The sequence below is a fragment of the uncultured Boseongicola sp. genome (assembly GCF_937988555.1).
Lineage (GTDB): Bacteria > Pseudomonadota > Alphaproteobacteria > Rhodobacterales > Rhodobacteraceae > Boseongicola.
In genome coordinates, this window is sequence record NZ_CALJXO010000041.1 from 1 (window position 1) to 25411 (window position 25411).

Annotated in this window: 21 protein-coding genes and 3 pseudogenes; 18 read left to right on the top strand and 6 right to left on the bottom strand. The window is 55.4% G+C overall.

The genetic code is table 11. The features are described from left to right. The 3 genes and pseudogenes from Q1B15_RS02235 to Q1B15_RS02245 all read right to left on the bottom strand — a co-directional run. A pseudogene (locus Q1B15_RS02235) lies at positions 1-570 on the bottom strand (aminopeptidase P family protein); the annotation flags it as partial. A 58-nt stretch (positions 571-628) separates the two neighbouring features. Further along, on the bottom strand, positions 629-1438 hold the full coding sequence (locus Q1B15_RS02240; protein WP_299749486.1) for an SDR family oxidoreductase: 810 nt from the start codon (positions 1436-1438) through the stop codon (positions 629-631). 18 nt (positions 1439-1456) lie between these two features. Next, a complete protein-coding gene (locus tag Q1B15_RS02245) occupies positions 1457-3181 on the bottom strand; it encodes an extracellular solute-binding protein (protein ID WP_299749489.1) in 1725 nt (574 codons plus the stop codon). Between the two features lie 354 nt (positions 3182-3535). Between Q1B15_RS02245 and Q1B15_RS02250 the strand changes: the two genes are divergently transcribed. From Q1B15_RS02250 to Q1B15_RS02280, 7 genes are all read left to right on the top strand, one after another. Further along, positions 3536-4495, top strand: coding sequence for a sugar ABC transporter substrate-binding protein (locus Q1B15_RS02250; RefSeq protein WP_299749492.1), 960 nt, complete (start codon positions 3536-3538; stop codon positions 4493-4495). A 90-nt stretch (positions 4496-4585) separates the two neighbouring features. Next, positions 4586-5383: an SDR family oxidoreductase gene (locus tag Q1B15_RS02255; protein ID WP_299749495.1), complete on the top strand. Its 798-nt coding sequence runs from the start codon at positions 4586-4588 to the stop codon at positions 5381-5383. Positions 5384-5419: 36 nt separating this feature from the next. Next, a complete protein-coding gene (locus tag Q1B15_RS02260) occupies positions 5420-6394 on the top strand; it encodes an ABC transporter permease (protein WP_299749498.1) in 975 nt (324 codons plus the stop codon). 10 nt (positions 6395-6404) lie between these two features. Then, positions 6405-7397: an ABC transporter permease gene (locus tag Q1B15_RS02265; protein ID WP_299749501.1), complete on the top strand. Its 993-nt coding sequence runs from the start codon at positions 6405-6407 to the stop codon at positions 7395-7397. Further along, positions 7394-8905 carry a sugar ABC transporter ATP-binding protein gene (locus Q1B15_RS02270; protein ID WP_299749503.1) on the top strand — a complete coding sequence of 504 codons (1512 nt, stop codon included), beginning with the start codon at positions 7394-7396 and terminating at the stop codon, positions 8903-8905. The genes Q1B15_RS02265 and Q1B15_RS02270 overlap by 4 nt, the downstream gene beginning before the upstream one ends. Further along, positions 8905-9774 (top strand): NAD(P)-dependent oxidoreductase, encoded by an 870-nt coding sequence (locus Q1B15_RS02275; protein ID WP_299749506.1) that lies wholly within the window; start codon positions 8905-8907, stop codon positions 9772-9774. Before Q1B15_RS02270 ends, Q1B15_RS02275 begins: the two co-directional genes overlap by 1 nt. Continuing rightward, on the top strand, positions 9771-10502 hold the full coding sequence (locus Q1B15_RS02280) for a ThuA domain-containing protein (RefSeq protein ID WP_299749508.1): 732 nt from the start codon (positions 9771-9773) through the stop codon (positions 10500-10502). The genes Q1B15_RS02275 and Q1B15_RS02280 overlap by 4 nt, the downstream gene beginning before the upstream one ends. Before the next feature lie 193 nt (positions 10503-10695). Here the strand turns inward: Q1B15_RS02280 and Q1B15_RS02285 are convergent. Both Q1B15_RS02285 and Q1B15_RS02290 read right to left on the bottom strand, forming a co-directional pair. Further along, a pseudogene (locus Q1B15_RS02285) lies at positions 10696-11655 on the bottom strand (extracellular solute-binding protein); the annotation flags it as partial. A 24-nt stretch (positions 11656-11679) separates the two neighbouring features. After that, a complete protein-coding gene (locus Q1B15_RS02290; RefSeq protein ID WP_299749510.1) occupies positions 11680-12405 on the bottom strand; it encodes a hypothetical protein in 726 nt (241 codons plus the stop codon). Positions 12406-12559: 154 nt separating this feature from the next. Between Q1B15_RS02290 and Q1B15_RS02295 the strand changes: the two genes are divergently transcribed. From Q1B15_RS02295 to Q1B15_RS02345, 11 genes and pseudogenes are all read left to right on the top strand, one after another. Further along, a complete protein-coding gene (locus Q1B15_RS02295; protein ID WP_299749513.1) occupies positions 12560-14161 on the top strand; it encodes a GMC family oxidoreductase N-terminal domain-containing protein in 1602 nt (533 codons plus the stop codon). A gap of 25 nt (positions 14162-14186) precedes the next feature. Next, positions 14187-15194: an inositol 2-dehydrogenase gene (gene iolG / locus Q1B15_RS02300; RefSeq protein ID WP_299749516.1), complete on the top strand. Its 1008-nt coding sequence runs from the start codon at positions 14187-14189 to the stop codon at positions 15192-15194. A gap of 9 nt (positions 15195-15203) precedes the next feature. Further along, a complete protein-coding gene (locus Q1B15_RS02305; RefSeq protein ID WP_299749519.1) occupies positions 15204-16328 on the top strand; it encodes a Gfo/Idh/MocA family oxidoreductase in 1125 nt (374 codons plus the stop codon). A 729-nt stretch (positions 16329-17057) separates the two neighbouring features. Then, a pseudogene (locus Q1B15_RS02310) lies at positions 17058-17618 on the top strand (RimK family alpha-L-glutamate ligase); the annotation flags it as partial. A gap of 137 nt (positions 17619-17755) precedes the next feature. Further along, on the top strand, positions 17756-17932 hold the full coding sequence (locus Q1B15_RS02315; protein ID WP_299749524.1) for a hypothetical protein: 177 nt from the start codon (positions 17756-17758) through the stop codon (positions 17930-17932). 56 nt (positions 17933-17988) lie between these two features. Further along, positions 17989-18936 carry a cation diffusion facilitator family transporter gene (locus Q1B15_RS02320; RefSeq protein ID WP_299749527.1) on the top strand — a complete coding sequence of 316 codons (948 nt, stop codon included), beginning with the start codon at positions 17989-17991 and terminating at the stop codon, positions 18934-18936. After that, positions 18937-19944 carry a zinc transporter ZntB gene (locus Q1B15_RS02325; protein WP_299749530.1) on the top strand — a complete coding sequence of 336 codons (1008 nt, stop codon included), beginning with the start codon at positions 18937-18939 and terminating at the stop codon, positions 19942-19944. Between the two features lie 36 nt (positions 19945-19980). Continuing rightward, on the top strand, positions 19981-21402 hold the full coding sequence (locus Q1B15_RS02330) for a mechanosensitive ion channel domain-containing protein (RefSeq protein ID WP_299749532.1): 1422 nt from the start codon (positions 19981-19983) through the stop codon (positions 21400-21402). A gap of 9 nt (positions 21403-21411) precedes the next feature. After that, the gene (locus Q1B15_RS02335) at positions 21412-22443 is read left to right on the top strand and encodes a proline racemase family protein (RefSeq protein WP_299749535.1); all 1032 of its coding nucleotides are present in this window, start codon (positions 21412-21414) and stop codon (positions 22441-22443) included. Positions 22444-22880: 437 nt separating this feature from the next. Beyond that, positions 22881-23396, top strand: a complete 516-nt coding sequence (locus Q1B15_RS02340; protein ID WP_299749538.1) for a DinB family protein — start codon at positions 22881-22883, stop codon at positions 23394-23396. Positions 23397-23829: 433 nt separating this feature from the next. Beyond that, positions 23830-24297, top strand: coding sequence for a nuclear transport factor 2 family protein (locus tag Q1B15_RS02345; protein WP_299749540.1), 468 nt, complete (start codon positions 23830-23832; stop codon positions 24295-24297). Positions 24298-24628: 331 nt separating this feature from the next. Here the strand turns inward: Q1B15_RS02345 and Q1B15_RS02350 are convergent. Continuing rightward, on the bottom strand, positions 24629-25411 hold a 783-nt coding region (locus Q1B15_RS02350), incomplete at its 5' end, for an aminotransferase class III-fold pyridoxal phosphate-dependent enzyme (RefSeq protein ID WP_299749543.1).

Sequence of the window (25411 nt, forward strand, 5' to 3'; positions counted from 1 at the left end):
TCCGTCGACAACATTCAGGCCCGCCTCTTGCAGGGCGTGGAACATCGCCGTTTCGGCGTAATCCACGCCAACCGGCATATCCTTCATGCCAGCATCCTCAATCAGGCCCGCAATTTCTTCAGCGTATTTCTTCATCAGACCGAAACTTGGCGGGATCGTCCCGCGCATTCCCACGACACCGGCGCGGCAATGATCCGGCACCAGCCAGTCAGAGTATTTCTTATGGTGCACGGCGGCCGAGCCGAAGTCCCAGACATAAGGGGCATCATCGCCCGTCAGCAGGCAGAAGCGACACATTTTGTCGCGTTCCCATTCACCAATTTTCGTAGCGGATACGTAGCGGATGTTATTCACATCAAAGAGCAAAAGCGTACCGCAATCACTGTTCTTGAGGGCTTGGCGTGTCCGGCCCAAGCGGTAGCGCCGCAGGCGGTCATGATCGACGCGCTTTTCAAAATCAACTGCAGTGTGACCCCAAGCAGGGATCTTACCTTCCCAACGCCAGTTGGGCTCGATGTCCTGCGGGGTAAGCAGGTTGGGCATAAGCGCATTTCCTGGATGATCTGACATAGGAGTCTCCTTTGGGGGCAGAAAGCCCGCTATTTAATTCAATGGACGGGAAAAGCGGTTACTGGATGCACCAGCCGCCATCGATGTGGATCATCTGGCCAGTCATGTAGTCGCTGTCATCGCTGGCTAGGAAAGACGCAGTGCCAACAATGTCACTTGGATAGGACACTCGCTTTATCTGTAGCGCATCGCGCACGATGTCCTCATAGGCCTGACCTTCCTTTTCCTTAAAGCCGATTTCGACTAAGTCCTTGTCGAGCTGCTCCCAAAGCGGGGTCACGACGACACCGGGTGCATAGCCGTTGACAGTGATATTATGCTCGGCCAGCCCGATGGCGCCGCAATGTGTCAGGGCAAGGCAGCCATATTTCGACGTGCAGTAGACCGTCACATCGACCAGCGGCTTGCGCGAGGCGATTGAACCAACGTTAATCAGCTTATAGGGGTGACCTTCCATAGGCCCCTGCGCGATCATCTGTCGCGCGGTTTCCTGCATACCTAGCCACATCGCCTTGGTGTTGACGTTCATGATCATGTCCCAGTTGTCTTCATCGATATCCATGAAGAACCGAGGCTTGTTCAGGCCGGCGTTGAAAAGGCCCACGTTGATCGATCCAAACGCCTCGACTGTCGCGGCCACGGCAGCGGCGTTGTCTTCGCGCTTTGTTACATCCATCTTGACCGCGATGGCCTTGCCGTTGCCGGCAGCATTGATCGCATCGGCCCCTTTTTTGGCCGCATCAAAGTCTAGATCGCCGATGCAGACATTGGCACCTTGCGCGGCGAAATTTTCGGCATTGGCCTGACCCATGCCGCGGGCGGCACCGGTGATGAGAATATTCTTACCTTTAAGGCGGTTGGGGTCCATGTTTATCTCCTCCTATTGTCACGTTAACTCGGGTGTTTTGATAACTGCGTCGGCCCTCGCTTGCGCCCGACGCAGTGCTTCGCGCGGGGAGGTGATCCCACGCAGCATATCGTGAAATTCTTCGCCGCAGATCTGGATGATATCGCTTATCTCAGGCACGGGCGGACGCGGCCAGAATTGCAGCTCGTCACGCCATGACATCGCGTCCACCGCCTCAAAAACTGGCGACAAGCGGCGCACATCGGGGTCCGACGCCACCGAATAGCGCGGGTTTGTCCGGCTGCCGTTTTGAACGTAAAGCTTCTGCGCTTCTGGCGAGGTAAAGACGAGCAATGCCTCGACCGCGGCGGCTATCCGATCCTTCGGCAGGTTGGCCGGAATGCCCAGGACATAGCCGCCCACAGGAGCAATCGGGGTGGCCCCCGGACCTGCGGGGTGGGGCAAATAGCCGGTTTGCCCGTTGGCAGGTGAGGCTACGTCGAGTTCGAAATACGGGGCCAACAGCGTGTAGCCATATGCCATCGCAATCCGGCCCGCTGCATAGGGGCGGATGCGTTCGTACCACGACATCGACAAGATCTCTGGTGGTGAATACTTCAATAGCTCCAGCAGGAACTCGGCCGCCCGTAGGCCCGCATCGGTGTCGATTGTTGCACGGTAGCGCCGGTCGGCCAAATGTCGTGTCTCAAAGCCTCCCGCCATAGGCGGCATATCAAGGATCGGCTGCCCGAAATCGGCCATCGTCATCAGAACGGTGTGACCCAGCGCTGTGCCACGCGCCGCGTTCCAGGCGATGCCGTGCTGTCCGTGCTGTGGGTCATGCAGCGCTTTGGCGGCCTCCAACAGCGCGCCAGTTGTTTTCGGTGGCTCAAGACCTGCCTGCGCAAAAAGATCTTTGCGATAAAAAAGCAATTCTGGTGTTGTCTGAGCGGGTACCCCGTACAGCTTGCCGCCCCAATGCGCGGCCTGCAAGCCGGCGGTATGGAAATCCGCAGGATCCAATCGCGCAATGTCCATCGCTTCATCCAAAGGCATCAGAATACCCCGATCCGCGAAATCCCCCACCCATGGCAGATCAACGGCCAGGATGTCATAGCGGCTGGCATTGCGGGCCGCGTTTCGCACTGCTTCTTCGCGCAGACGGTCGATCGAAAAGGCCCGCTGGTGGATTTGCGTGCCAATCGCCTGTTCAAACTGGCGCTTAAGATTGTCCATAACCATGAAAGTCGGATCACCATGCACAAGCACGCGCACACCACCGGGCAGCTTCAGCGGCTCGCTCAGAACCTGAAGCGGGGGGATCGATTTAGCGTTCATATACGAGCCGCCGAAAAAATAGTCTGTTGCCTCGCGCGGGGTTTCCGCGTCGCCAAAGCGGCTAGTAGACAGACGTTTCACACGACTTGAAAGCTGCGACCACTGTTCCAACAGGGTCTCGCTGGGATGCATGGAAAAACTCTTGCCGGTCTTAGTGCGGGGGCGCTGTTCGACCAGACCCGCCTCTACCATTTCCTTGAGACGTCGGTTTGCCGTGGCGTAGGGCGCGCGGCTCGCGCCGATCATTGATGTAGCCGTTATGACCTTGCCATCAAGATGACCTCGCATCAGCAAAAGCACCATCCGCAAATTCGGGTTCGGCGCAGAGAGCGCGATCATATCCTCCAACTCATCGCCCAAGTCCTCCAGAAACGCTATATTCTGGAGCATCTCGATCTTGGCCGTTGGCGGCACAAATCGTGTCATGTTATCACTACTCATAGCGTTCATGAGGCTGGGTGCGACCTTTCCGGACCGTATATTTGATCGTGTTAACTGAGTGGCTTTCGCGCTGCGTGCAGATTTGTTCAATTTGGACGTTTCTGAGTCGGGCATTGCGTCATCCTCTGGCATCATGTGAAAAAGATATATCAAAACATATCGCCAAAATATCCAAAATGAATTGAAATTTATCCATAATGAATATTATTGGGGGCGCCTACGCTCTAGCCAATTCGCATTCTAGTCGCAGTCATCCCGGTGCGCTGGACGATGATTCCCCGACGGGAGAAGGGGCTTTTGAACCGAAATCAGAGAGATTTTCTTGGGAGGAAACCAAATATGAAAATTCGTACAATCCTTTTGGCCACGGTCGCAACTGCGACTATGACGGTGGCCGGATCCGCCTACGCAGAAACTATGCGTATTGGCATCACCCAGAATAACGTTGGCGTCGATAGTTATCAGACCACATATGAAAAAGCCTTTATCGCCGCCGCCGAAGCCAACCCCGACGTAGAAGTCGTTGTGTTGGACGCGGGTGGCGATGTCGCGCGCCAAATCGCGCAAATGGAAGACATGATCCAACAAGAAGTTGACGCCATTATCATTTGGCCAACCAACGGCGAGGCTGTTATTCCCGCCGTGCGCAAGGCATCACAGGCAGGCATTCCGGTTGTTGTAACCAACTCGAACATCGCCGAAGCAGGTTTTGAATTTGTGGCGACCTTCTCAGGTCCGGACAATATCACACAAGGCTCTCGCTCCGCGGAAATCATGTGCGAGCGGTTTACGGCACTTGGCATTCAGGACGAAGCCCGCGTTGTGCAGATTTCTGGTCAGCCTGGATACACAACGGCAATCGAGCGCCAGAAGGGATTTGATGACCGTCTGCCCGAGGTCTGCCCGAACGTGACGCTGGTCGAAACTCAACCCGGCGACTGGAACCGCGAGAAATCGCAGCAGGTTATGGAAGCTTTCCTAGTCAAGTATGACGACATCGACGGCGTTTACGCTGGGGATGATAACATGGGCGTGGGCGCATTGAACGCGGCCAATGCTGCGGGCCGTACTGATGGTATTACCTTTGTCGGGGCAACCAACTTTGCTGTCGGCTATGAGGCGATGGAACGCGGCGAGTACTGGGGCTCTATCTACCAGTCGCCTGTTGATGATGCAAAAGCAGCTCTAAAGTCAGCGATTGACTTGCTCAATGGCGTCGAGCTTCCGTTCCTGAATTACTTCGACACCCCGAAGATCACGCAAGACAACATGGGCGATTTCACCAAGCCTGTGTTCTAAGAACCTCCCTGTGAGGCGGGGGGGCTTCGGCCCCCCGTTTCCATCTCTATCTCCACCAAAATCCTTTTAACTTAAAGGGGGGGTAGGCCAATGGGCCGAGTCTCTGGTCGTTCGTGCATCGTGACCGGTGCAGCACAAGGTATTGGTCGCGCCATTGGTGAGGCGTTGTTGAATGAAGGCGCGGACGTTTGTTTCGCAGATATCAACAGCGACAAGGTTTCGCAGGTCGCGGCAGAGAACCGAGCCCGCGCTGAAGCCAGCGGTGCCAAAGTGACCCATAGTCGGGTCGATGTGACGGACCGTGCCGCCGTGCGCGCGATGACCGACCATGCTGTTTCCGTCTTCGGCAAGCTCGACGTCCAGTTTAACAATGCCGGTGTGAACAAGCCGATGAACTTTCTCGATGTGACCGAAGAGAACTGGAAGTTCATTATGGGTGTCAATGGGCTGGGATGTATGATCGGGATACAGGAAGCCGCCCGTCAGATGATCGCCCAAGGCACAGGCGGTAAAATCATCAATACCGCATCGATTGCCAGCCGTCAGGGGTTTGACAATGTCGCTCCCTATTGCGCCAGCAAATCAGCCGTCGTTTCGCTGACCCAATCGGGCGCGAGGGATTTGGCGAAGCACAATATCACCGTGACCGGGTTTGCACCTGGCGTGGTAGCCACGGAAATGTGGGAACAGGTCGATAAAGACTTGATGGACATTGGCGCCTCCGACCGACCGGGGCAGGCGATGGAGGAGTTCTCTTCGGAGATTCTTCGTGGACGTGTGGCGACGCCAGAAGATATCACTGGAACGACAACGTTTCTTGCGTCTGAAGACAGCGACTACATGACGGGCCAGATCGTAATGATCGACGGCGGTATGACATTGGTCTGACTATACGAACGCGCCAGACCAACAACGGAGGACAGCATGACTGAGTTGAAAAAAAAGGGACTGTCGGGGCTTCTCGCGCGGCAGGGTATTCTTGTGGCTTTCGTCATTTTCATGATCGTTTTCGCCATTGCTAATCCGCGCTTTATTGCGATGGACAACATTGCCGGCGTGATCCGGTCTTCCGCCATCCTTGGCGTAATGGCCCTTGGGGTTACCTTCGTGGTGATCGGAGGAAATCTTGATCTTTCCGTCGGCTCTATGATGTCATTCTCGACGATCGTGATGCTGGATTTGCACGACAAGATCGGCCCCGCGCTGGCGATACCCGTCATGTTTGGACTAACATTGGCCCTGGGTGCGTTCATCGGATTTCTTGTGGGTTACCTGAAATTGAACTCACTTATCGTCACGCTGGGGATGCTTTCAGCGATACATGGCCTCACACTCACTTGGTCGGGTGGCAAGAATATGGATATCGCGGATAAGGACGGAACTTGGTTTTCCGTCTTCGGGCAGGGATCGATTGCAGGTATTCCGACGCCGATCCTGCTTTTCGCAGGCATTGCCGTTGTGCTAGCAATCATTCTGTCCAAAACGCCCTTCGGTCGCAAGGTTTATGCCGTTGGCGGCAGCGGCACAGCCGCCACCTTTTCTGGCATACCGCGTGCTCGGGTCGTGTTTCTCACATATCTTATGTCAGCGTTCTGCGTTGCGACGGCGGGCTTGATGCAGGCCAGTCGCAGTCTTGGAAGTCAGAATACGGTTGGCCAGGGACTTGAATTAGAGGTGCTCGCCGCCGTCATTCTGGGTGGCGCGTCGCTCCTGGGTGGCTCCGGCACAATTTTCAAAACGGTGATCGGCGTTCTGATCCTTGGATTTATCCAGAATGGCCTGCTCTTGGTCGGTCTTGAGTTCTACGTCCAATATGTCGTGACCTGGGCGATCATCATTCTGGCGGTCTGGCTCGACATTGCGGCCAAGCGCGGCCGTTTATTGTCGCCGATCGCGTGAGGAGAGAAAAATGAACATTCAAACCCTTCTCAAGCAAGGTGCAATCTGGGCCTTCATCGTGGCCGAATTGATCTTTTTCACGATTGCCGGTGACTTCCTGTCGACGTCGGACAAGTCCTTTATGGATTTCGACAATATGCTGCTGCTTCTCAAGCAGTCAGCGCCCATCGGGATCATTGCCCTTGGCATGACCATCATAATGATCAACGGAAACATCGACCTTTCAGTGGGGGCTACGTTCGCTCTGGCGGCTGTGGTAATGCTCGACAGTATGACCTGGCCCTTCATGGTAGCACTTGGAGACTGGTCCATCCCACTTGCTTGGACTTTCGCGCTCCTTACAGGGGTCGTACTTGGTGCAATAAACGGTTTGCTTGTCTGGAAGACGGGCGTGGATGCGTTCATCGTCACGCTGGGATCGATGCTTGGATATCGAGGTCTCGTGTTCATGTATAATGGCGAAAATCCTACCTCGAAGCTCAACTGGACGTTGGTGGATTTCGCCGAGGCGCAATTTTTGAGCCTGCACACGGCAACATGGTTCCTGCTGGCTGTCACACTCGTCCTTTGGCTGGTCACGACTAAGACGGTTCATGGGCGCAATGCGTACGCCATCGGCAACAACCGTGAGGCTGCTGTAAACGCTGGTATCAAGGTCGGGCCTCATTTCCTGTGGAATTTTATTCTGATCGGTTTTCTGGCGGCTTTGTCCGCCGTGGTGTTTTATTCCGAAAGCGGCTCAGTGAACCCCAATGATGGAATGCTTTACGAATTGTGGGCTATCACGGCCGTGGTCTTGGGTGGCACAAAGCTGTCGGGCGGGTATGGCTCGATTATTTCAACACTGGGCGGTGTCATCGCGATCCAGCTGCTGCGTAAAGGTTTGGGCCACATCGGCGCAGGGACCGAAACCGTCAATCTGGTCATCGGTCTTATCCTGATCGCAGTGCTGTTTCTTGATCGGCAGCTTAACCGCAAGGGCAAGGAGGAGTTGAAGATATGAGCGAAGCAATCCCGATTTTGCGGCTGGAAGGGATCGTCAAGACCTTTCCGGGCGTGCGTGCCCTGGACGATGTGTCTTTTACTGTCATGCCAGGAGAGGTTCACGCCTTAATGGGCGAGAACGGTGCAGGAAAATCGACGCTGATGAAGGTGTTGGGCGGTATCTATGCACCCGACGAGGGGCGCATCTTTATCGACGAGGAACCGACGGTCATGACCTCGCCTTTGCAGGCAAAAGCAAAAGGTGTCGTGTTTATCCACCAAGAATTGAGCCTTGCGGATGAGTTGACCGTCGCAGAGAACATCTTTCTCGGTGAGCTGCCGCTGAAAAGCATGGGTCGTGTCGATTGGGCCAAGCTCTATGGCGATACGAACCGTATTTTGAAAACACTTAACGTGGGCTTCAACGCAAAGACACGTCTCGGCGACCTGTCAATTGCGAACCAGCAAATGGTCGAGATCGCCCGCGCTCTGACAGTGGAACCTCGAGCGGTAATATTCGACGAGCCGACTGCCTCGCTTACGGATGCCGAAAAGGTCGTGCTGTTTGACGTGATCGCGGAACTGAAAGCGCGCGGGGTCGGGATCATCTACATCTCGCACCGTATGGAGGAAATCTTCAAAATCACTGACCGGATCAGCGTGCTGCGCGATGGCCAATATCGCGGCACATTGGAGACTGCGCAAACCAACGAGGACGAGGTGACGCAATTGATGATCGGGCGCAGTCTTGATTTGTCACGCAACGAGAGCCATCACGAGTTGGGTGATGTCGCCCTTGAAGTGCGCGGGCTCAGCTGTGGTAACCTTTTTCAAGATGTGAGCTTTGAGGTTCGAAGCGGCGAAGTGGTCGGATTTTATGGCCTTGTTGGAGCGGGTCGAACTGAGATTGCCGAGACTATTTTTGGCCTGCGTAACCCTTCGGCAGGGCAAATCCTGATCGATGGACAGGAGGTGCGGATTTCATCGCCCATCGACGCCATCGGTTATGGCATTTCGCTCGTGCCCGAAGACCGCAAGGCGCAGGGGCTGGTACTGGGTATGAACTGCCGCGACAACATGACCTTGCCGCAGGTTAGTGATTTGACCGCAGGACCCTTCGTCAGCGACGGAGCAGAGATCGCGATCTTTGATCAGTACCGCGACAAGCTCGATATACGCACGCCAGGCTGGAAACAGATTGTCGGAAACCTTTCCGGCGGAAATCAACAGAAAATCGTCATCGGAAAGTGGCTGTCTATGCGCCCGAAGGTGTTGATTGTGGACGAGCCTACACGCGGCATCGACGTGGGTTCAAAGTCCGAGATTCACAACCTGATCCGCGATTTGGCCGCACAGGGCTATGCCGTCATCGTCATCAGTTCTGAAATGCCGGAAGTATTGCACGTCTCGGATCGGATAGTCGCCATGTATTCGGGACGGGTCATGCGGCAGTTCACCTCTGATGAAGTGACCGAAGACAGCCTGATCCAAGCTATTTCGGGAATTGAAGCGCAAGTGTTGGCCTGATGCGTATCGGGTTTGCCGGATTAGGTCGTATGGGACAGCATATGGCCCGGAACCTTGTGCGCGCGGGCAATGCCGTGACGGTCTGGAACCGTTCGATTGAGAAAGCACAGAGCTTGGCAACTGAGGTTGGTTGCGATGTGGCAGAGACGCCCGCGTCGCTGGTCGGAGCGACAGAAGTCGTCGTGACAATGCTAGCCGACGATCCCTCATCCGAAGCGGTTCATCTGGGCGCACACGGCCTGTTTGCAGGGCAGGGCGCGCAGATATTCGTCGAAATGGGCACGATGAGCCCTGACCATATTGCAATGCTGGTCGCGGCAGCCTCCGAGGGTGTTACCGTTATCGATGCGCCAGTCTCGGGGGCGACAAAGGCCGCCGCCGAAGCCAACTTGCTGATCATGGCAGGCTGCCGGCAAGGCGACGCGACACCAATAATCCCGGTATTCGACGCATTGGGTCACAAGACAATGTTCCTCGGCACGGTCGGGTCGGGGGCTGTAATGAAGCTGGTGGTGAATTCCCTGCTGCACGGGATCAATCAGACGTTTGCCGAAGCTATGACCTTGGCTGAAGTCACAGGTATACCTCCTGAGATCGCTTTTGAGGTCATCGAAAATAGTGCCGCTTGCGCGCCGATGTTGAAATACCGCCGCCCACTTTATCTGAACGAAGCGGACCATGATGTGACCTTCACAGTGGCTCTGGCCCGCAAGGATATAGAAGTGACAGCCGCCTTGGCCGCGACATACGGCACCGCCATGCCACAGGGCCACACCACACTGGCCAAACTCATTGAGGCCGACGCCGCGGGATATGGCGCGCGCGACATGGCTGCGATGCTCAGCTTTATGCGAAAGGACAAGCCATGAAAGCAGCACTTTTTGTTGGTGGCTGGGAAGGCCACACGCCGACCCACTTCAGTGATTGGTACGAGGCACTCCTGAAAGAGAACGGGTTCGAGGTCGATGTCTACGACACGCTCGCGCCGTTGGAGCGGCCCTCGGAACTGGCCGATCTTGATCTGATCACGCCGATCTGGTCGTCCGCCCGGTCGGGGCACCAAGCAGAGTTCGGCAACATGACCAAGCCGCAAGAGGACGGGTTGCTAAAGCTGATCGCGAACGGTTGCGGGATCGCAGGCTGGCACGGCCATATGGGCGACGCCTTTCGCGACAGACCCACCTATCATTTCCTGATCGGAGGACAGTTCGTGGCGCACCCACCTGGCTGGCCTGACAATCTGCAACCGCGCGAGGACTACATCGACTACGATGTGACGATCTGCAAACCTGACGATCCTATCGTGCAGGGTATCCGCAGTTTCCGCCTGACGAGCGAGCAATATTACATGCTTGTGGACCCCTCCAACGAAGTGCTGGCCACCACGACCTTTTCCGGCGACCACCTGTGGTGGATCGAAGGCACCGTGATGCCGCTCGTCTGGAAGCGCCGCTGGGACAAGGGACGGGTGTTTTATTGTTCCATCGGGCATGAACTGGGCGATCTGAAGGTCCCACAAGTGACCGAGATCATCCGACGTGGGGCCATTTGGGCAGCTGAGGGGCGTAAAATGGCTAGCCTGCCAGCGTCTCCCTAGGCGCGTCATGCGAGACTGCTTCGATCTACAGGCTGCTGCTCAAAATGACTTCTGGGATGTTCGTCGAGGATGCTCATATGTATCTGACCTCTTGATCAACGCGCGGGACACCGTGTTGGGGTTACCCTGCTTGGTGAAGCGGCTGATGCAACCCCATCACCGGACCAACACAGTCGAGCGACATGACATTCGTTCAGCTTCGGGGAGTATTTTGAAACACCTGATCGATCCGGCCCTGTGCGTTGCTGAGCGCATCGCTGACAGACCGCTGGCCTTGCAGCATCAGATAAATCTCATCTCCCAAAATCGAGACGATATCCGCAAATTCCGGGATCGGCGGACGCGGCCAGACCTGCAAGGTGCCGTCCTGCTCCATCCTGTCTATGTTCCGGATCATGCTGGACACGGCCTGCACTTCGGGGTCTGCGCTGGTGGAAAAGCGCGGACTGGTCAGGCTGCCATCCTGAACATAAAGCTTCATCAGTTCGGCCCGTGTCAGATATTCAATCGCTTTCCAAGCCGCCGCGATACGCTCCTTGTCGAGTGAGATCGGCAGCGCCAGGACAAAGCCGCCAACCGGCGACACCTGTTGCAAACCGGATCTCGCGGGGTGGGGCGCGCAGGCGACCCTGCCATGGGCGGCAGAACTTTCGTCCCTTTCAAACTGTGCGGCACGGATCGACCAGCCATACGTCATCGCCGCCTCACCGCGCGAAAATATTCCGATCCGCCGGTCCCAGTCACATCTTAGGCTTTCGGGATGCGCATAGGGCAATAAATCTAGCAGGAAACGTGCGGTCTCATGGCCGGCGTCTGTATCAATCCGTGGCTGATAGTTCTCGGCGCGAATGGTATCGGTGTCAAAGCCGCCCAGGCTGCCGGTAAGGTCAAGTACCGGCGAGCCGAAATCGGCCAGGGTTTGCATGAAGGTATGCGCCACCGGGGTACCGCGCCCGTAATTCATCACGATGCCGGACTGGCCGCGCCGTGCGCCATGAAGCGCCTTCGCGGCCTGCAAAAGCGCCTCCGTCGTGCTGGGAAACCCCAATCCCACCTCATCCAGAAGGTCCGTCCGGCAGAATAAGAGCTCCACCGTGGGCTGGATGGGGATGCCGCATTGCTGGCCACGGTATCGCGCGGCGCGCCAAATCGTTGAGTGAAAATCGGACCCCCGGAATTATTCCTTTTGCAAAATATCATTCAGCGGCATGATCGCCTGTGTTTCGGCAAGTTGCCCGATCCATGGGAGATCAACGGCGACAATGTCATATTGCGACTTCGCCCGCTTTTGATTCTCGCATATCTCATCGTACAATTGGTCCAGCGGCAAGTTGATGAATTCAAACTCGGCACCACACAATTCATTGAGCTGCGGCGTAAGTTTATTGAGCGTTTTGAACGTTGGGTCGATGGGGCCAAGAACGCGGATTGTGCGTTCTTTCCCGATCCCGACGCGCATGGCATTAGGATAGGACAGAATGCGCGATGCCATGTAGTGACCGCCAAAATAAAAACCCCCATCGCTCTCCTCGGTCCCACCATTCGTAAAGCCGAAAGTGTTGCCCACCGTTCGTTTGAATTCTGCGGCAAAAACCTCAAACTGGGCGATAAGATCGCGTGTGGGATGCAGCGAAAAAGACTTTCCGCTTTTGGACCGTGGGCGGCGCAGCAAAAGCCCTTCATCGATCAGCTCGCCAATGCGGCGCATGGCGGTGCCGTAGGGCACTCCTGCGGCGCCTGCCAAAGAGCTGATCGTCAGCAATTTGCCCTCTAGATGGCGGCTCATCGCATAGGCAATGATATTCCAGCGCGCATCGACCGAGGCCAGTGCTGTCTGTTCTTCCCCAAGTTTTCGTAAAGACCCAGCAAAGGTCAGAACCCGCAGCAGTTCTTCTCGTGTCATGGCGGTAAGTCCATTTTGGATATTGCGCCACAATAAAGGCCAACCGCCATGCGCATACAGTAAAAATATCCAAAATTGACATAGTGGGAATTCAGCACCTCTCGGGTCTGTGCCACATCTTAAGGGGTGATAAAGATTAGAGTTGAGGCGGAATATGACGCAAACGGACACTGAGTTTGATTATGTCGTGATCGGCGCAGGGTCGGCCGGCTGTGTTGTCGCGCGTCGTCTCGGCGAAGCGGGGTGCAAAGTTCTGCTCCTGGAAGCGGGCGGGCCAGACAAAAGTCCCTTTATCCATGTCCCGCTGGGCTATTCCATGCTCTACAACAATCCCAAGGTTAACTGGTGCTTTAGCAGCGAACCGGAGCCCCATCTGAACCAGCGCCGCCTGTTTCAGCCGCGCGGCAAGGTTATGGGCGGAACCGGGTCAATCAACGGCATGATCTATATGCGCGGCCAGCCCGAGGACTTTGACGGCTGGAAGGCGCAGGGTTGCACCGGCTGGGGTTGGGATGACGTTCTGCCCTATTTCAAGAAAAGCGAAGATCAGGAGCGAGGCGCAAGCGAATTTCACGGAGTAGGGGGGCCGGTTTCCGTGTCTGACCTGCCGTCGCCGCATGCGCTGGGTGAGGCGTTCCATCAGGCCTCCGAAAACCTTGGCATCCCACGTAACGATGATTTCAATGGCGCGGCGCAGCTCGGGACTGGCTATGTCCAGACGACCACCCGCAAAGGGCGACGCTGGAGCACAGCCGCCGGATACCTCCGCGGCCCCGCGATGCAGAATATCACGATTGAAAAATTCGCGCTGGCCGAGCGCCTGATCATGGACGCTAAGCGCGTTACCGGTGTCGCGTGGTCGCGCGAAGGTGTGCAGCACACCGCGCGTGCGCGGTGCGAGGTTATCCTGTGTGGCGGCACCTTCAGTTCGCCGCATCTAATGCTGCGCTCAGGCATTGGGCCAGCCGCGCATCTTCGCGATACAGGTGTTGAGGTGCTCCATGATTTGCCCGGTGTCGGGGAAAACCTGCAGGACCATTTCGGGATCGGGCTGGAGTTTGAATCTACGCTGAAAGCGACAGTGAATGACCTTTATAACAACAAGCTGCGCGGCGGATTGCAATTGCTGCGCTACCTGCTGTTCCGCACCGGTCCGTTCGCCGATAATGGCAATTATTCCAATACCTTCGTTCATAGTTCCAAGGATATCCCGACACCGGACATGATGGTTACCTTCATGGCCTGGTGCACGACCGAAGATCTTAAACCACACCCGTTTTCCGGCTTCACCATTCTGGCCGAACATATGCGGCCACAAAGCCGCGGGCACATTCGGCTGAAAGGCCCTGATGCGCATACAGATCCCGCGATTCAGTTCAACTTTTTTGAGCACGAGGCGGACCATCGCGCCGCGATTGCCGGGCTGCGGTTGGGGCGCCAGATTTCGCAGACACAGCCCATGTCAAACTGTGTCAAGCGCGAGATCTCGCCGGGCCCAGAAGTCGAAAGCGATGCGGAGATGGTCGCTTATTGCCGGCAGAACGGGTTGTCTCTGCTGCATCCGGTAGGCACCTGTGCGATGGGCACGGGCCCTGACGCTGTGGTAGACACAGATCTCAAGGTGCACGGGCTGTCCGGTCTGCGGGTCATCGATGCCTCGATCATGCCGCGCATCGTGACCGCGAACACCAACGCGGCCGCCATCATGATCGGTGAAAAAGGCGCCGCGCATATCTTACGCGATGCAATCGCCTGAAGGATCAGGTCGAGGGAGGGATACGATGCAAACACTGGGAATAGCCTTGCTGGGCAGCGGGCGTATGGCGCATGTCTATGGCCCCAAGATCAACGCCCATCCGGGCCTGCGGCTGTCGGTGGTCTATAATCCGAACCTATTGTCAGCAGAGGCGATTGCCGCGCAATATGGTGGCCAAGCATTGGGCGATTTGGATCAGGCGCTGGCCCATCCAGACGTGGATGTGGTCCTGATCGCGACCCCCGCCAACACGCATCTGGAATATGTCATCGCCGCAGCACAGGCGGGAAAGCCGATCTTTTGCGAAAAGCCGCTGGATCAGTCGCTAGACCGGGCCGAACAATGCCTGGATGTCCTAAAGGCCCATCCGGTGCCCTTCATGTTGGGCTTCAATCGCCGCTTTGATCCTAACATCACAGCCCTGCAACGGGCCGTCCGGGCGGGCGAGCTGGGTCCGCTATCCTTCATGATGAGTACCAGCCGCGAACCCGCCCCTCCACCGATAGCTTACGTCAAAGCGTCAGGCGGGTACTTTGTGGATGCGACTATCCACGACATTGATCTGATGTGCTGGATCGCTGGTGAACGCCCAGTCGAGGTATTCGCCTCTGGCTCCTGCCTGACCGATCCCGCTATTGGCGAGCTGGGTGATTATGATACCACAATGACAACGCTCAAGATGCCATCAGGCTGTCTGGTGCATATCAACAATTCGCGCCGTTGCGCCTATGGCTTTGATCAGAGGATTGAAGCTTTTGGTGAGGCCGGGATGTTGCAGACCAGCAACCAGCGCGACGAGGACCTGATCCGCTGGGGGGCACAGGCCACCAAAGCGCATGCGCCGCTCAAGCACTTCTTTCTGGAACGATACGATGCCTCGTTCAGCCATGCGCTGGATGAGTTTTACAACGCTATTACCGAAGGCCGGGCCCCGTCCTGCACCGTGCGCGACGGGCGAGATGCCCTGGCAATTGCCCTAGCCTGCCAAGAGGCCTGCAAAAGCGGCGCGTTGGTCAAGCTCGATTGGATTTAAGGATACCCCATGACTGAGAAACCAAAACTGCGAGTAGGGCTGGTCGGGGCCGGTTTTATGGGCCGTTGCCATGCGAACGCTTTTAGGTCAGTCAGCGGGTTGTTCGATCTACCACTTGATCCCGTGGCCGAGATGCTAGCCGATGTCACTGACGATGTGGCCGTTCATAATGCCGCCGCACTTGGGTTCAATCGGTCAACCGGTGACTGGCGGAACCTGTGTGCCGATCCGACGATTGATCTGGTAGCCGTGACTGCCCCCAATGCCCTGCACGAACCCATTGTCATGGCGGCGCTTAAGGCGGGCAAACATGTCTATTGCGAAAAGCCCCTATCGACTACCTTGGAAAGTGCGCAGCGCATGACGGCGGCGGCGCAGGCGGCGGGTATCGTGACCATGGTCGGCTTCAACTTCCTGCGCAATCCGATGATCCGCCTTGCGCGCGAATTGGTTGAGGCGGGTGAAATTGGCGAAGTCGTTTCATTTCGAGGACGTCATGCAGAAAACTATATGGCCGATCCGGATGTCCCGCATTCCTTCCGCACCGACCCGGATGGCGGCGGCGCCTTGGCTGATATCGGTAGCCACATAATCTCGATGGCGCGGTATTTGTTGGGACCGATCAGTTATGTGACCGGCCAAAGCCGGACCATCCACAAGACACGCCCGATATCGGCGGGGACGACAGAGCGCGCCCCAGTTCTAGTCGATGACGCGACCTTCGCCCTTATCGAATTTGAAACTGGAGCCGTCGGAACGATCGAGGCGAACTGGGCCGCAAGTGGCCGCACCATGGACCTATCATGGGAAATCACCGGGACCCAAGGCGCGCTGGTGTTCAGTCAGGAACGGATGAACGAGTTGCTGATCTGTAAGGGCCCCGGCGGTGGGCACACGTCCGGTTTTACCAAGATTGAAGCAGGCCCAAGCCATCCGCCTTACGCTAATTTCTGCCCGGCTGCGGGTCATCATCTGGGCTTCAACGACCTGAAGGTAATTGAGGTCGCCCAATTGATCGACGCCATTGCCGGGAAGCAAAACCCCGGCCCAGATTTTCAGGAAGCGCTGGAGGTCCAGAAGATCGTGTCCCGCATCGCACTTGACTGCCAGAGCCCGAAGACCCGAGCCCTATAGAGCTTATCAGTCAAGCTGAACGATACTGGTGCCAGGTCTTACCCGGACTAATCACCCGCGGCTGGCTGTCCTTCTTCCTAGATGGGCGCGCTCTGGGATGCTTACTATATTCATGGCGGCTCCGGTTATCTTACTGACGAGCCGAAGGAGACCATGTTTTCTGGCGAGTTTGGCCGAGCCGAGCTAAACGCCTCTAATCAGGATCGCGTCCTCGTTGATTTCGATAACGTACGCATGCAGCAGCACCTCCACATTTCCGGTCGACAGAGGAAGCCAAACTTACAGCATCACCGCTGGCCGGATCGTCTCGGGCGAGGTTTTGAACGAGCGAAAGGAGCGGTGTTTCGTCATCTTTCGAAGCGAGGTCCTCGCCTTGTCTGGCTCAACCCGTTTTACACTGCCTGTGCCCCAAGCTCAGCTAGGCCCAGCCAGTTTCTCAATTCCCCTATCGATGGACACGGCAATAACGAGAAGCAGACCCTTCGTCGGGATTTGTAGGAAAATCGAACACACTGTTTTGAAGTTTGGCTGGATCAGTCGTAAATAAGGGAACAAAGTCAGCTTGAAGCGGTGAGTCAAACTCAAGTCGTGCGCCATCGCTATCGGTTGGATCTGGCAGGAAAAATGGTTTAAATCCCACTTCAATTAATACTCCGTCTGAATTGTTCGCGCCAAGTCTCGCAGTTTGCGGTTTCAAACTAGTTATTGGGAAATCGAGCAATATCTGGTGTCACAGCATTTGCACATGGCGCCAAACAGGCTGGTGAAGTTGTAAAACTTGCGGGAGCCGTTCCTGTTGTCATCAAGCTCCTCGAAGGAACTCAAGGCATCGGAGTTGTTCTTGCAGACACTGAACGTTCTGCAAAATACGTTATTGAGGCGTTTTGCGGCGCCAATGTGAACATTCTGGCGCAGAAATTCATCAAGGAATCCGGAGGCACAGACATCCGTGCAGTTGTTGTCGGTGGAAAGGTAATTGCGGCAATGAAGAGGACGGGAGCCGAGGGCGAGTTCCGGTCGAATTTGCATAGGCGCGGTTCCGCTCAACTGATCAAAATATCCCTGGAAGAACGCTCCACAGCGGTGCGTGCTGCGAAATCAATGGGATTGAGTGTCTGTGGCGTCGACATGCTTCGTGCAAATCACGGCGCGGTTGTCATGGAAGTCAACTCGTCACCGGGCCTTGAAGGAGTTGAAATCGCAACGGGCCTTGATGTTGCGGGCCAAATCATCGAATTCTTGGAAAAGAATGCCACGGTTGGAAAAACAAAGACAAAAGGCAAGGGCTAGTGCCGAACGGAGGGACTTCGATATAGGCAGGACACACATCTGACCGAGCTCTAGTGAAACTCGCACGCACAATCGGCGTGCAAGTCATTCTAAGGTCGCCCTAGTGAGATGGATCGCTTCGATGCTTGGCGGGAAAGATGGCAACACAGGCTGTGCTCGAAGAAATCCCTGAAAGCCCAGGGCTTCACGAAATGTCGGTTCGCCCCAAAATCGCATTGATAGTGGGGTTATGGTCGACGACAGAGAAAACTATCGGCGGCCTCAACGCGCAATCGATTGTCGAACCGCTCTTTGACAAAGACGAAATCATTTAGCTTGCCCCGGACACTGTGTTTTAAGCGTCCTCTTTTTGAAAAGAATGGAAAAACAAATGTCGGCGCATCAGTCTCGAAAGGTCATTTATGCGGCTCTCGTTGGCAATAGTCTTATCGCCGTTTGTAAGTTCATAGCAGGCGGAATTACGGGCTCGTCCGCAATGCTGTCGGAAGCAATTCACTCAGTTGTGGATTCCGGAAACCAGCTCTTGTTGCTTTATGGTATTCGCAGAGCAAATCGACCGGCCGACAGCAATCACCCTTTTGGCTATGGCATGGAACTCTACTTTTGGACGTTTGTCGTCGCGATCCTGATTTTCGCAGTTGGCGCAGGGCTCTCACTCTACAAGGGTGTCATTCACGTCATGCATCCGGAGCCGATAAATAGCCCCTACGTGAACTACGTCGTTCTCGCGCTAAGCATGATCTTCGAAGCCGTCGCCTGGACGATCGCCTATCGCGAATTCAACAAAATGCGAGGCGACACTCCACTTTTTCAGGCCATCAGGCGATCAAAAGACCCGACCGTGTTCACGGTGCTTTTTGAAGACACCGCAGCCATGATCGGCTTGGTCGTGGCTTTTCTTGGCGTTGCCGGGAGCCACTATCTTGGTTGGCACGTGATGGACGGTATTGCGTCAATCGTTATTGGTTTGGTTTTGGCGTCGGTCGCAATTTTGCTGGCAATTGAAAGCAAAGGCCTGCTGATTGGGGAGGGGGCCGACCGCAGAACGGTCGCTGTTGTGCGCGATATTTTAATCGGAGACACGCGCATCAAGGGGGCAAACGAAGTGCTGACAATGCATCTCGGCCCCAATGAAATCCTACTGAACGCAAGTATCGACTTTCAGGATGGGCTGTCGGCCGAGGACGTCGAAGCTGCCATTTCTGAATTTGAAGCGAAGATCAAACGCGAAGTTCCGTCAATACGGCGGATTTTCATCGAGGCGCAGAGCTGGAGCGGGCATCAGACCGACGCGCAATCCATAAGAGGGAGCGATTGAATGACAGAAGGTACGATGGACCACCCTGACCTGATCGAAGAAGACGGGTTGCTCTTTGCCTGTGTGTTGGACGGAAATGGTGGCGCGTCCTTCCTTGGATGGCAGGATATTAACAAATGGACCGAGGCGGATGGCCCGCTTTGGATTCATCTGGACAATAAGAATCTAAATGCTGGGTCGTGGCTAAGAGAACGCAGCGGCCTGACAATCCCAACCGCTGAAGCTCTTCTTGCCGAAGAAACCAGACCACGCGTTTTTCGCGGCAAACGTGGTCTCGTTGCCATCCTGCGGGGCATCAATCTGAATGCAAACCAAAACGGTGAGGACATGGTCGCGATGAGAATGTGGTCCGAGGGCAAACGGGTTCTCACGCTGCGGCATGAACGGATGCACACGCCTCGCGACATACTGGAAAAGTTAATTGAGTCACACGATGGCCCAAAAACAGCACCAGAACTGTTCGAACGACTGATTAGCCGCGTAAATGATCCTATTTCAGAAACCATACTCGCCCTCGAAGACCAGATTGACGATTTAGAAGCCAAACTGGACGTTGGGAAGGCCCAAGAGCAGCGGCGCCAACTGTCTGCAATCCGCCAAAAAGCGGTCAGATTGCGCCGCTATATTGCACCTCAACGCGAAGCCCTGAGCACTCTTTTAGCTGAACCACCAGATTGGTTAAGCGAGAACTTGCGACCGCATCTGCGGGAAACATCAGATCGACTGATGCGATATATCGAAGAACTTGACGCAATTCGCGAGCGAGCAGTCGTTCTGAAAGATGATATCGCCAACCAGCTTTCAGAGGCGGCCAATCAAACGCTGTATGTCCTGGCTATAATATCCGCGATCTTCTTGCCTCTGGCATTTTTAACAGGACTTCTTGGGATTAATATTGGCGGTATGCCCGGTGTCGAAAACGACTACGCTTTTTGGATTTTCTGTGCGTTGATGGCAATGTGTCTGGTTGCCGAACTCTTCATATTCCGCAAGCTACGATGGCTCTAGCACGGCCGAAGAAGTTGAACACCTAGGAGAACGCGGATGGCGAACCACGAAGAGACTGCTCAGCCGGAAGCTGTTCCAGTGACAACGGAAAAAATGATCGAAGACGTTGCCTCCAGCGTCTCCCCTGTTCTTAAATTTGTTGAAGAAACCGCAAACAGGTTGATTGCGCAGGTTTCGTCTCTGGAGTCGCTCTACCAGCTCCTGGTCGTCGCCGTCGCATTTGGCATCGCTCTTTTGGCGTTCAAGCCTTTGTCGCGCGTCGTCGACAACGCATGGCCCCGCGTCGAGGCAAAAGACTATTACCTACCCCTGGCGCATCAGGTGGTGCGACGCCTCGCGCTCCCGGTCGCATGGGTCCTTGGCCTTTGGATGGGCGTCAACGGCTTGGCGTCTCAAGGCATTGGCAACGACTTCGTCAGGGTCGCTGCAAGCCTCTTGCAGGCCTGGATACTAATCCGCCTGTTTTCGACATTTGTGCGCAACCCGGTCTGGGCCCGCACATTTGCGACTGTCGCATGGGTCATTGCAGCGCTCAGTATTATGCGCCTTCTCGATCCGACAATCGCAGTTCTCGACAGTATGGCCATCGGCCTGGGAGACACTAGGCTTTCGCTCTTCATGGTGCTGAAGGGCGCAGCGTTGCTTGCCTTGCTACTATGGAGTGCCGCGCTGGTATCCAAATTTGTCCAGTCGAGGCTGACGCGATCGACGAGCATGACCGCCTCGGTAAAGACGCTCATCGGCCAGACAGTCAGAATTGGCTCGTACTTCTTCGCAGTCATGTTTGCGATGAACGTTATCGGGGTCGATTTGACTGCCTTTGCAGTCTTTTCCGGCGCTATCGGCATCGGAATCGGCTTTGGTCTTCAGGCTATTTTCAGCAACCTCGTTGCGGGAATAATCATGTTGATCGAGCAGAGCGTGAAGGTTGGAGACTTCGTAGAGCTTGAATCTGGGCTGATGGGAGAGGTGAAAGAGATCAATATTCGCGCGACACTCGTCAGAACGGGCATGAACGTGGATATTCTCGTTCCCAATTCAGAGTTCATCAACAACCGCGTGACAAACTGGACCCTGCGCGATGCATTCGTTCGTACAAGAATTCCCTTTGGCGTTGCATATGGGACGGACAAGGAACTGGTCAAAAAGGCCGCGCTAGAGGCCGCCGGGAACGTGCCTCATATGCTTACCGGTCCAGACGCATCCCCACCGCAGGTCTGGCTTGTCGGATTCGGGGAAAGCAGCCTAGATTTTGAACTCGTTCTAATGCTCAATCCGGATGCCGCAAAACGCCCCGGCGCGGTAAAGGCGGACTACAACTGGGCCCTTGAAACTGCTCTCTCCAAATATGGAATTGAAATTCCGTTTCCCCAACGCGATTTGCACATGCGGTCTGGAAACTTGCCTATCAATCTGACGTCAGACAAAGAAATTGATACACCTGCAAACATTAGATGAGTTCTAAGCATGCGTAGTACCAAAGTTATACATACCGTTTCGTGCCACGCCGAAGGCGAAGTTGGCGATGTAATTGTTGGTGGGGTTGCCCCTCCGCCAGGCGAGACGTTGTGGGAACAACGCAAATGGATCGCCGAGGATGATACCTTGCGGAACTTTATGCTGAACGAACCACGCGGCGGGGTATTTCGGCATGTTAACCTTTTGGTGCCCCCAAAACACCCAGACGCGCAAGCCGCATGGATCATAATGGAGCCAGAGGACACGCCACCGATGTCGGGGTCAAACTCTATCTGCGTGGCCACCGTCTTGCTGGATACAGGGATTATCCCAATGCAAGAACCAGTCACGGAAATGGTGCTTGAAGCTCCCGGAGGTTTGGTGCGGGTGCGTGCACATTGTGCAAATGGCAAAGCCGAACGCATAGAGGTTGAAAATTTACCTTCCTTCGGGGGGCTTATGGATGTGCCCCTGGAAATCGAAGGCATCGGTACAATCACAGTTGATACCGCTTTTGGCGGCGACAGTTTCGTTGTGGTTAATCCGGCATCTCTCGGGTTGGCGCTGGAGGCAGGGGAGGCGCAAAACCTTGCCGAACTCGGTGTGAAAATCACCAATGCCGCGAATGAGCAGCTGGAATTTAGCCATCCGTTACAACCCGATTGGCGGCACCATTCTTTTTGTCTGTTTGCCGGTGCACTGGAGCGCGGCCAAGAGGGACTTCGCGCCAAATCAGTCGTGTCCATTCAGCCTGGAAAGCTGGATCGCTCGCCAACAGGAACAGCCGTGTCAGCGCGAATGGCCTTGCTACACGCAAAGGGAGACATGCTTGTTGGGGACCGCATAACATGCGTCTCGATCCTTGGATCCGAATTTCACGGCGAAATTCTGGCTGAAACAAAGGTTGGGGAAATATCCGCAATCCGGCCGCAGATTAGCGGGCGAGGTTGGGTGACTGGGACGCACCAACACATGTTAGACCCAAGCGATCCGTGGCCCGAAGGGTACCGCATTGCCGACACCTGGCCGAAGTACAAATGAAACCGTTCTGCGGGAACAATTGCTCGCCTTATGGGGCAGGGGAGCTAACGGCAAGGAAAGGTGCGGCGCGGCGGGTCTCCGGGTATGACCCACGCCCTTTCCCGAAGTTGGAAACCACCGGCTGCAAGACAACGCATGGAAGACCGGATAGGGCGAAAGCCCCAGCTTTTGGGTCCGCGACCAACCGTTAAACGCCGAAGGTTTCTTGTCTCTGGGCGAAACCCAGATCTCCGCCGAAAGATGGAGGACGCAAGACCATACCAAGCTCCCCACAGCGATCCTTCAGATCGACTGCCTGGCACTGGAACCCACAGGGCTGAGGGGGATCATCCACCGACCCCAGAAACCATCGTCCCGGTGGAACCCAAGCAGATTGTGCACTAGCATTCCAATTGGACCACCCAGGTCGGGATGATCATGTTTTCGAAGGAACTCTTATGCCTAACAAGGAATACACGCTCACAATGGCCAGATACAATTTCTGGCAAAACGAAAGCCTCCTTGCGGCTGCTGATAACCTTTCCAATTCTGAGCGCGTGAAAGACCGTGGGGCGTTCTTTGGCTCAATTCAGAGAACTTTTTCTCATATTTTATGGGGCGACATGATTTGGATGAGCAGGTTCGCAGGAACGCCTGCCCCAGAGGGCGGAATTCATGATTCTGCCGACATGGTCACGAGCTGGGAACAATTTTGTATTGAAAGAAAAGCTTTTGATAAGCGAATATTGCAGTGGGCGCATGAGGTGACACCTGATTGGTTTGAAGGGGACTTAAGCTGGTTCTCGGGAGTGCTGGGTCGGGATTTGTCTAAGGCCAAAAGCATACTTGTGATTCAACTGTTTAACCACCAAACGCATCATCGTGGACAGGTTCATGCAATGCTGACCTCCGCTGGTGCGCAGCCAGAAGATACCGACGTGCCGTTCATGCCAGAGCGTTTCTTGAAGATGTAGCCTGACCTTCGACTTCGATACGTCATTGGATGGAATTGTGCGTCCGCCAGCGACGGCTCTGTTGGTGATGGACCGGCCGGTCTCAGCGAATGCCTGTGTCTGTGATCGGAGGCGCGAGCACGCCGCGGTCTTCGCACAGACTGGTGCGGTGCTCCAAGTTCCCTAGACACCTGCTTTTTTGCTTTGCGTGGCCTCGCGCCTTCTTCAATTGCCGACACTCGCAGCAGCTGTCGCGTCTCATTTGGCGTCATCCCAAAACTGAAGTTCCCAACATATATCCTCTTTGCCTTGGTTCCAAAGCCCTACCAAGAAAAGCGCCTAGAGACCTAATGTGTCGGGTTGCACGACCCGTGTCCTGCCGCCACGCAACCTTCTTGCCTGTGGTCTCGTGGATGCATATGGATAGGTGTGTTGGGGATATTGAGGGAACGGTATGGACCACGCACAATGCATTGAAGAGCTGGTCGATAAAGCAGCGATTGCCGATGTAATCCACGCCTATTGCTACCACTTCGACCGGGCAGAAGCGGATGACGTTTTGGCTCTTTTTACCGATGACGCTGTCGTGGATTACGGCCCGGACGTGCCGACGATGAACGGCGTGGAGGAAATAGGCCCGATGATTGAGCGCGGGCTGAAAAGTTTCTTCGCGGCAACAAGCCACCACATTTCAAATGTAACAATCCAATTTGAAGGACCGGATGCGGCGAGAAGCGTTTCGTATCTTTATGCTTGGCATCGCTATCATGACGGAAGGCCGAACAGTGAATTATGGGGGCAGTATCACCATGCCTTCAGCCGCACCCCTGAGGGCTGGAAAATTTCGCGTCTGTTTTTGTGTGCTGCGGGATCGAACAGCTTTCATCGTGAAACGATGCACCCGATCGGTCGTCGCAACTGAGCTTGAGCGGGTTCATCCTTGACGCCTACAGCCCGTTTGCCTTGCCCAGCCTTTAAAACGGGCTCGAGGAGGCGCGCCGACAGACTATGTCTACAACTTCATACAGGTCGATCAAATGGCCAACCTCAAGGTGGATTTTGATCGGACACATAGGAGAGACGGCGCGGGGATGCGAGGTGCTTTCCCACTTTAAAAGTGATATTTGCGCCTTTGCCGGTGCTGCGGAAGACCTCCAAAAAAATCCGGAATTAGGAAGCTTTGGACTGGTCGATCAACTCATACGACCGCGTCCAAATTAGATTTAAAGACTCCTATTGGAACTTGGGATGTATCAACCGAGGACCGTGGCTGTGGCCCGTGCCAGCGCATCAACAACCTGATCTACTTCGTCACGCGTTATACAGAGGGGCGGCGCGAAACCAATTATGTTGCCCTCGGGCATCGCGCGAGCAATGACTCCAAGACGTGTCATCTCATTGGAGATCTTTGGTGCGACTGTCATGGGCGGATACCAGATGCGCTCGGCGGGATTTTCCATGAACTCAACCGCTGCGAGGAGCCCAATGCCGCGGACCTCTGCCACATTCGGATGATCACCCAAAACCTCGCTCAGACGCTCGAGGAGATACGGCCCTGTTTCACGGGCGTTGTCGACCAACCCGGTCCGGTCCACGAGTTCCAGTGTCGCAATTCCGGCAGCGGCTCCAATCGGATGAGCTGAATAGGTCCAGCCGTGACCCAGAGGACCGAAGTCGTCCGCCCCCTGCATCAGAACGTCAAAGACGCGGGAGGAGATGATCGAGCCCGAAAGCGGGGCATATGCGGAGGTCAGACCTTTTGCGATGGTCATGAAATCGGGTTTGAGGTCATAGAGGTCGGAACCAAACATATGTCCGGTCCGGCCGAACCCTGTGACCACTTCATCGACGATAAAAAGGATGTCGTTTTGCGCGAGGACCTCTTGCATGCGAGCCCAATATCCCGCTGGCGGAGGCACGATGCCCCCGGTTCCGAGCACAGGTTCTCCGATGAACGCCGCAATGGTGTCAGCGCCTTCGTGCGCGATCATGTCCTCAAGCGCGCCAATCAGATAATCGGTGAACTCGGCTTCGGT

Coding starts and splice junctions, on each gene's coding strand:
- Q1B15_RS02315 (WP_299749524.1), top strand. CDS start 17,756: ATGGCAACACAGGCTGTGCTCGAAGAAATCCCTGAAAGCCCAGGGCTT.
- Q1B15_RS02245 (WP_299749489.1), bottom strand. CDS start 3,181: ATGACACGATTTGTGCCGCCAACGGCCAAGATCGAGATGCTCCAGAAT.
- Q1B15_RS02330 (WP_299749532.1), top strand. CDS start 19,981: ATGGCGAACCACGAAGAGACTGCTCAGCCGGAAGCTGTTCCAGTGACA.
- Q1B15_RS02270 (WP_299749503.1), top strand. CDS start 7,394: ATGAGCGAAGCAATCCCGATTTTGCGGCTGGAAGGGATCGTCAAGACC.
- Q1B15_RS02345 (WP_299749540.1), top strand. CDS start 23,830: ATGGACCACGCACAATGCATTGAAGAGCTGGTCGATAAAGCAGCGATT.
- Q1B15_RS02295 (WP_299749513.1), top strand. CDS start 12,560: ATGACGCAAACGGACACTGAGTTTGATTATGTCGTGATCGGCGCAGGG.
- Q1B15_RS02305 (WP_299749519.1), top strand. CDS start 15,204: ATGACTGAGAAACCAAAACTGCGAGTAGGGCTGGTCGGGGCCGGTTTT.
- Q1B15_RS02290 (WP_299749510.1), bottom strand. CDS start 12,405: ATGACACGAGAAGAACTGCTGCGGGTTCTGACCTTTGCTGGGTCTTTA.
- Q1B15_RS02340 (WP_299749538.1), top strand. CDS start 22,881: ATGCCTAACAAGGAATACACGCTCACAATGGCCAGATACAATTTCTGG.
- iolG (WP_299749516.1), top strand. CDS start 14,187: ATGCAAACACTGGGAATAGCCTTGCTGGGCAGCGGGCGTATGGCGCAT.
- Q1B15_RS02275 (WP_299749506.1), top strand. CDS start 8,905: ATGCGTATCGGGTTTGCCGGATTAGGTCGTATGGGACAGCATATGGCC.
- Q1B15_RS02325 (WP_299749530.1), top strand. CDS start 18,937: ATGACAGAAGGTACGATGGACCACCCTGACCTGATCGAAGAAGACGGG.
- Q1B15_RS02280 (WP_299749508.1), top strand. CDS start 9,771: ATGAAAGCAGCACTTTTTGTTGGTGGCTGGGAAGGCCACACGCCGACC.
- Q1B15_RS02335 (WP_299749535.1), top strand. CDS start 21,412: ATGCGTAGTACCAAAGTTATACATACCGTTTCGTGCCACGCCGAAGGC.
- Q1B15_RS02260 (WP_299749498.1), top strand. CDS start 5,420: ATGACTGAGTTGAAAAAAAAGGGACTGTCGGGGCTTCTCGCGCGGCAG.
- Q1B15_RS02255 (WP_299749495.1), top strand. CDS start 4,586: ATGGGCCGAGTCTCTGGTCGTTCGTGCATCGTGACCGGTGCAGCACAA.
- Q1B15_RS02265 (WP_299749501.1), top strand. CDS start 6,405: ATGAACATTCAAACCCTTCTCAAGCAAGGTGCAATCTGGGCCTTCATC.
- Q1B15_RS02240 (WP_299749486.1), bottom strand. CDS start 1,438: ATGGACCCCAACCGCCTTAAAGGTAAGAATATTCTCATCACCGGTGCC.
- Q1B15_RS02250 (WP_299749492.1), top strand. CDS start 3,536: ATGAAAATTCGTACAATCCTTTTGGCCACGGTCGCAACTGCGACTATG.
- Q1B15_RS02320 (WP_299749527.1), top strand. CDS start 17,989: ATGTCGGCGCATCAGTCTCGAAAGGTCATTTATGCGGCTCTCGTTGGC.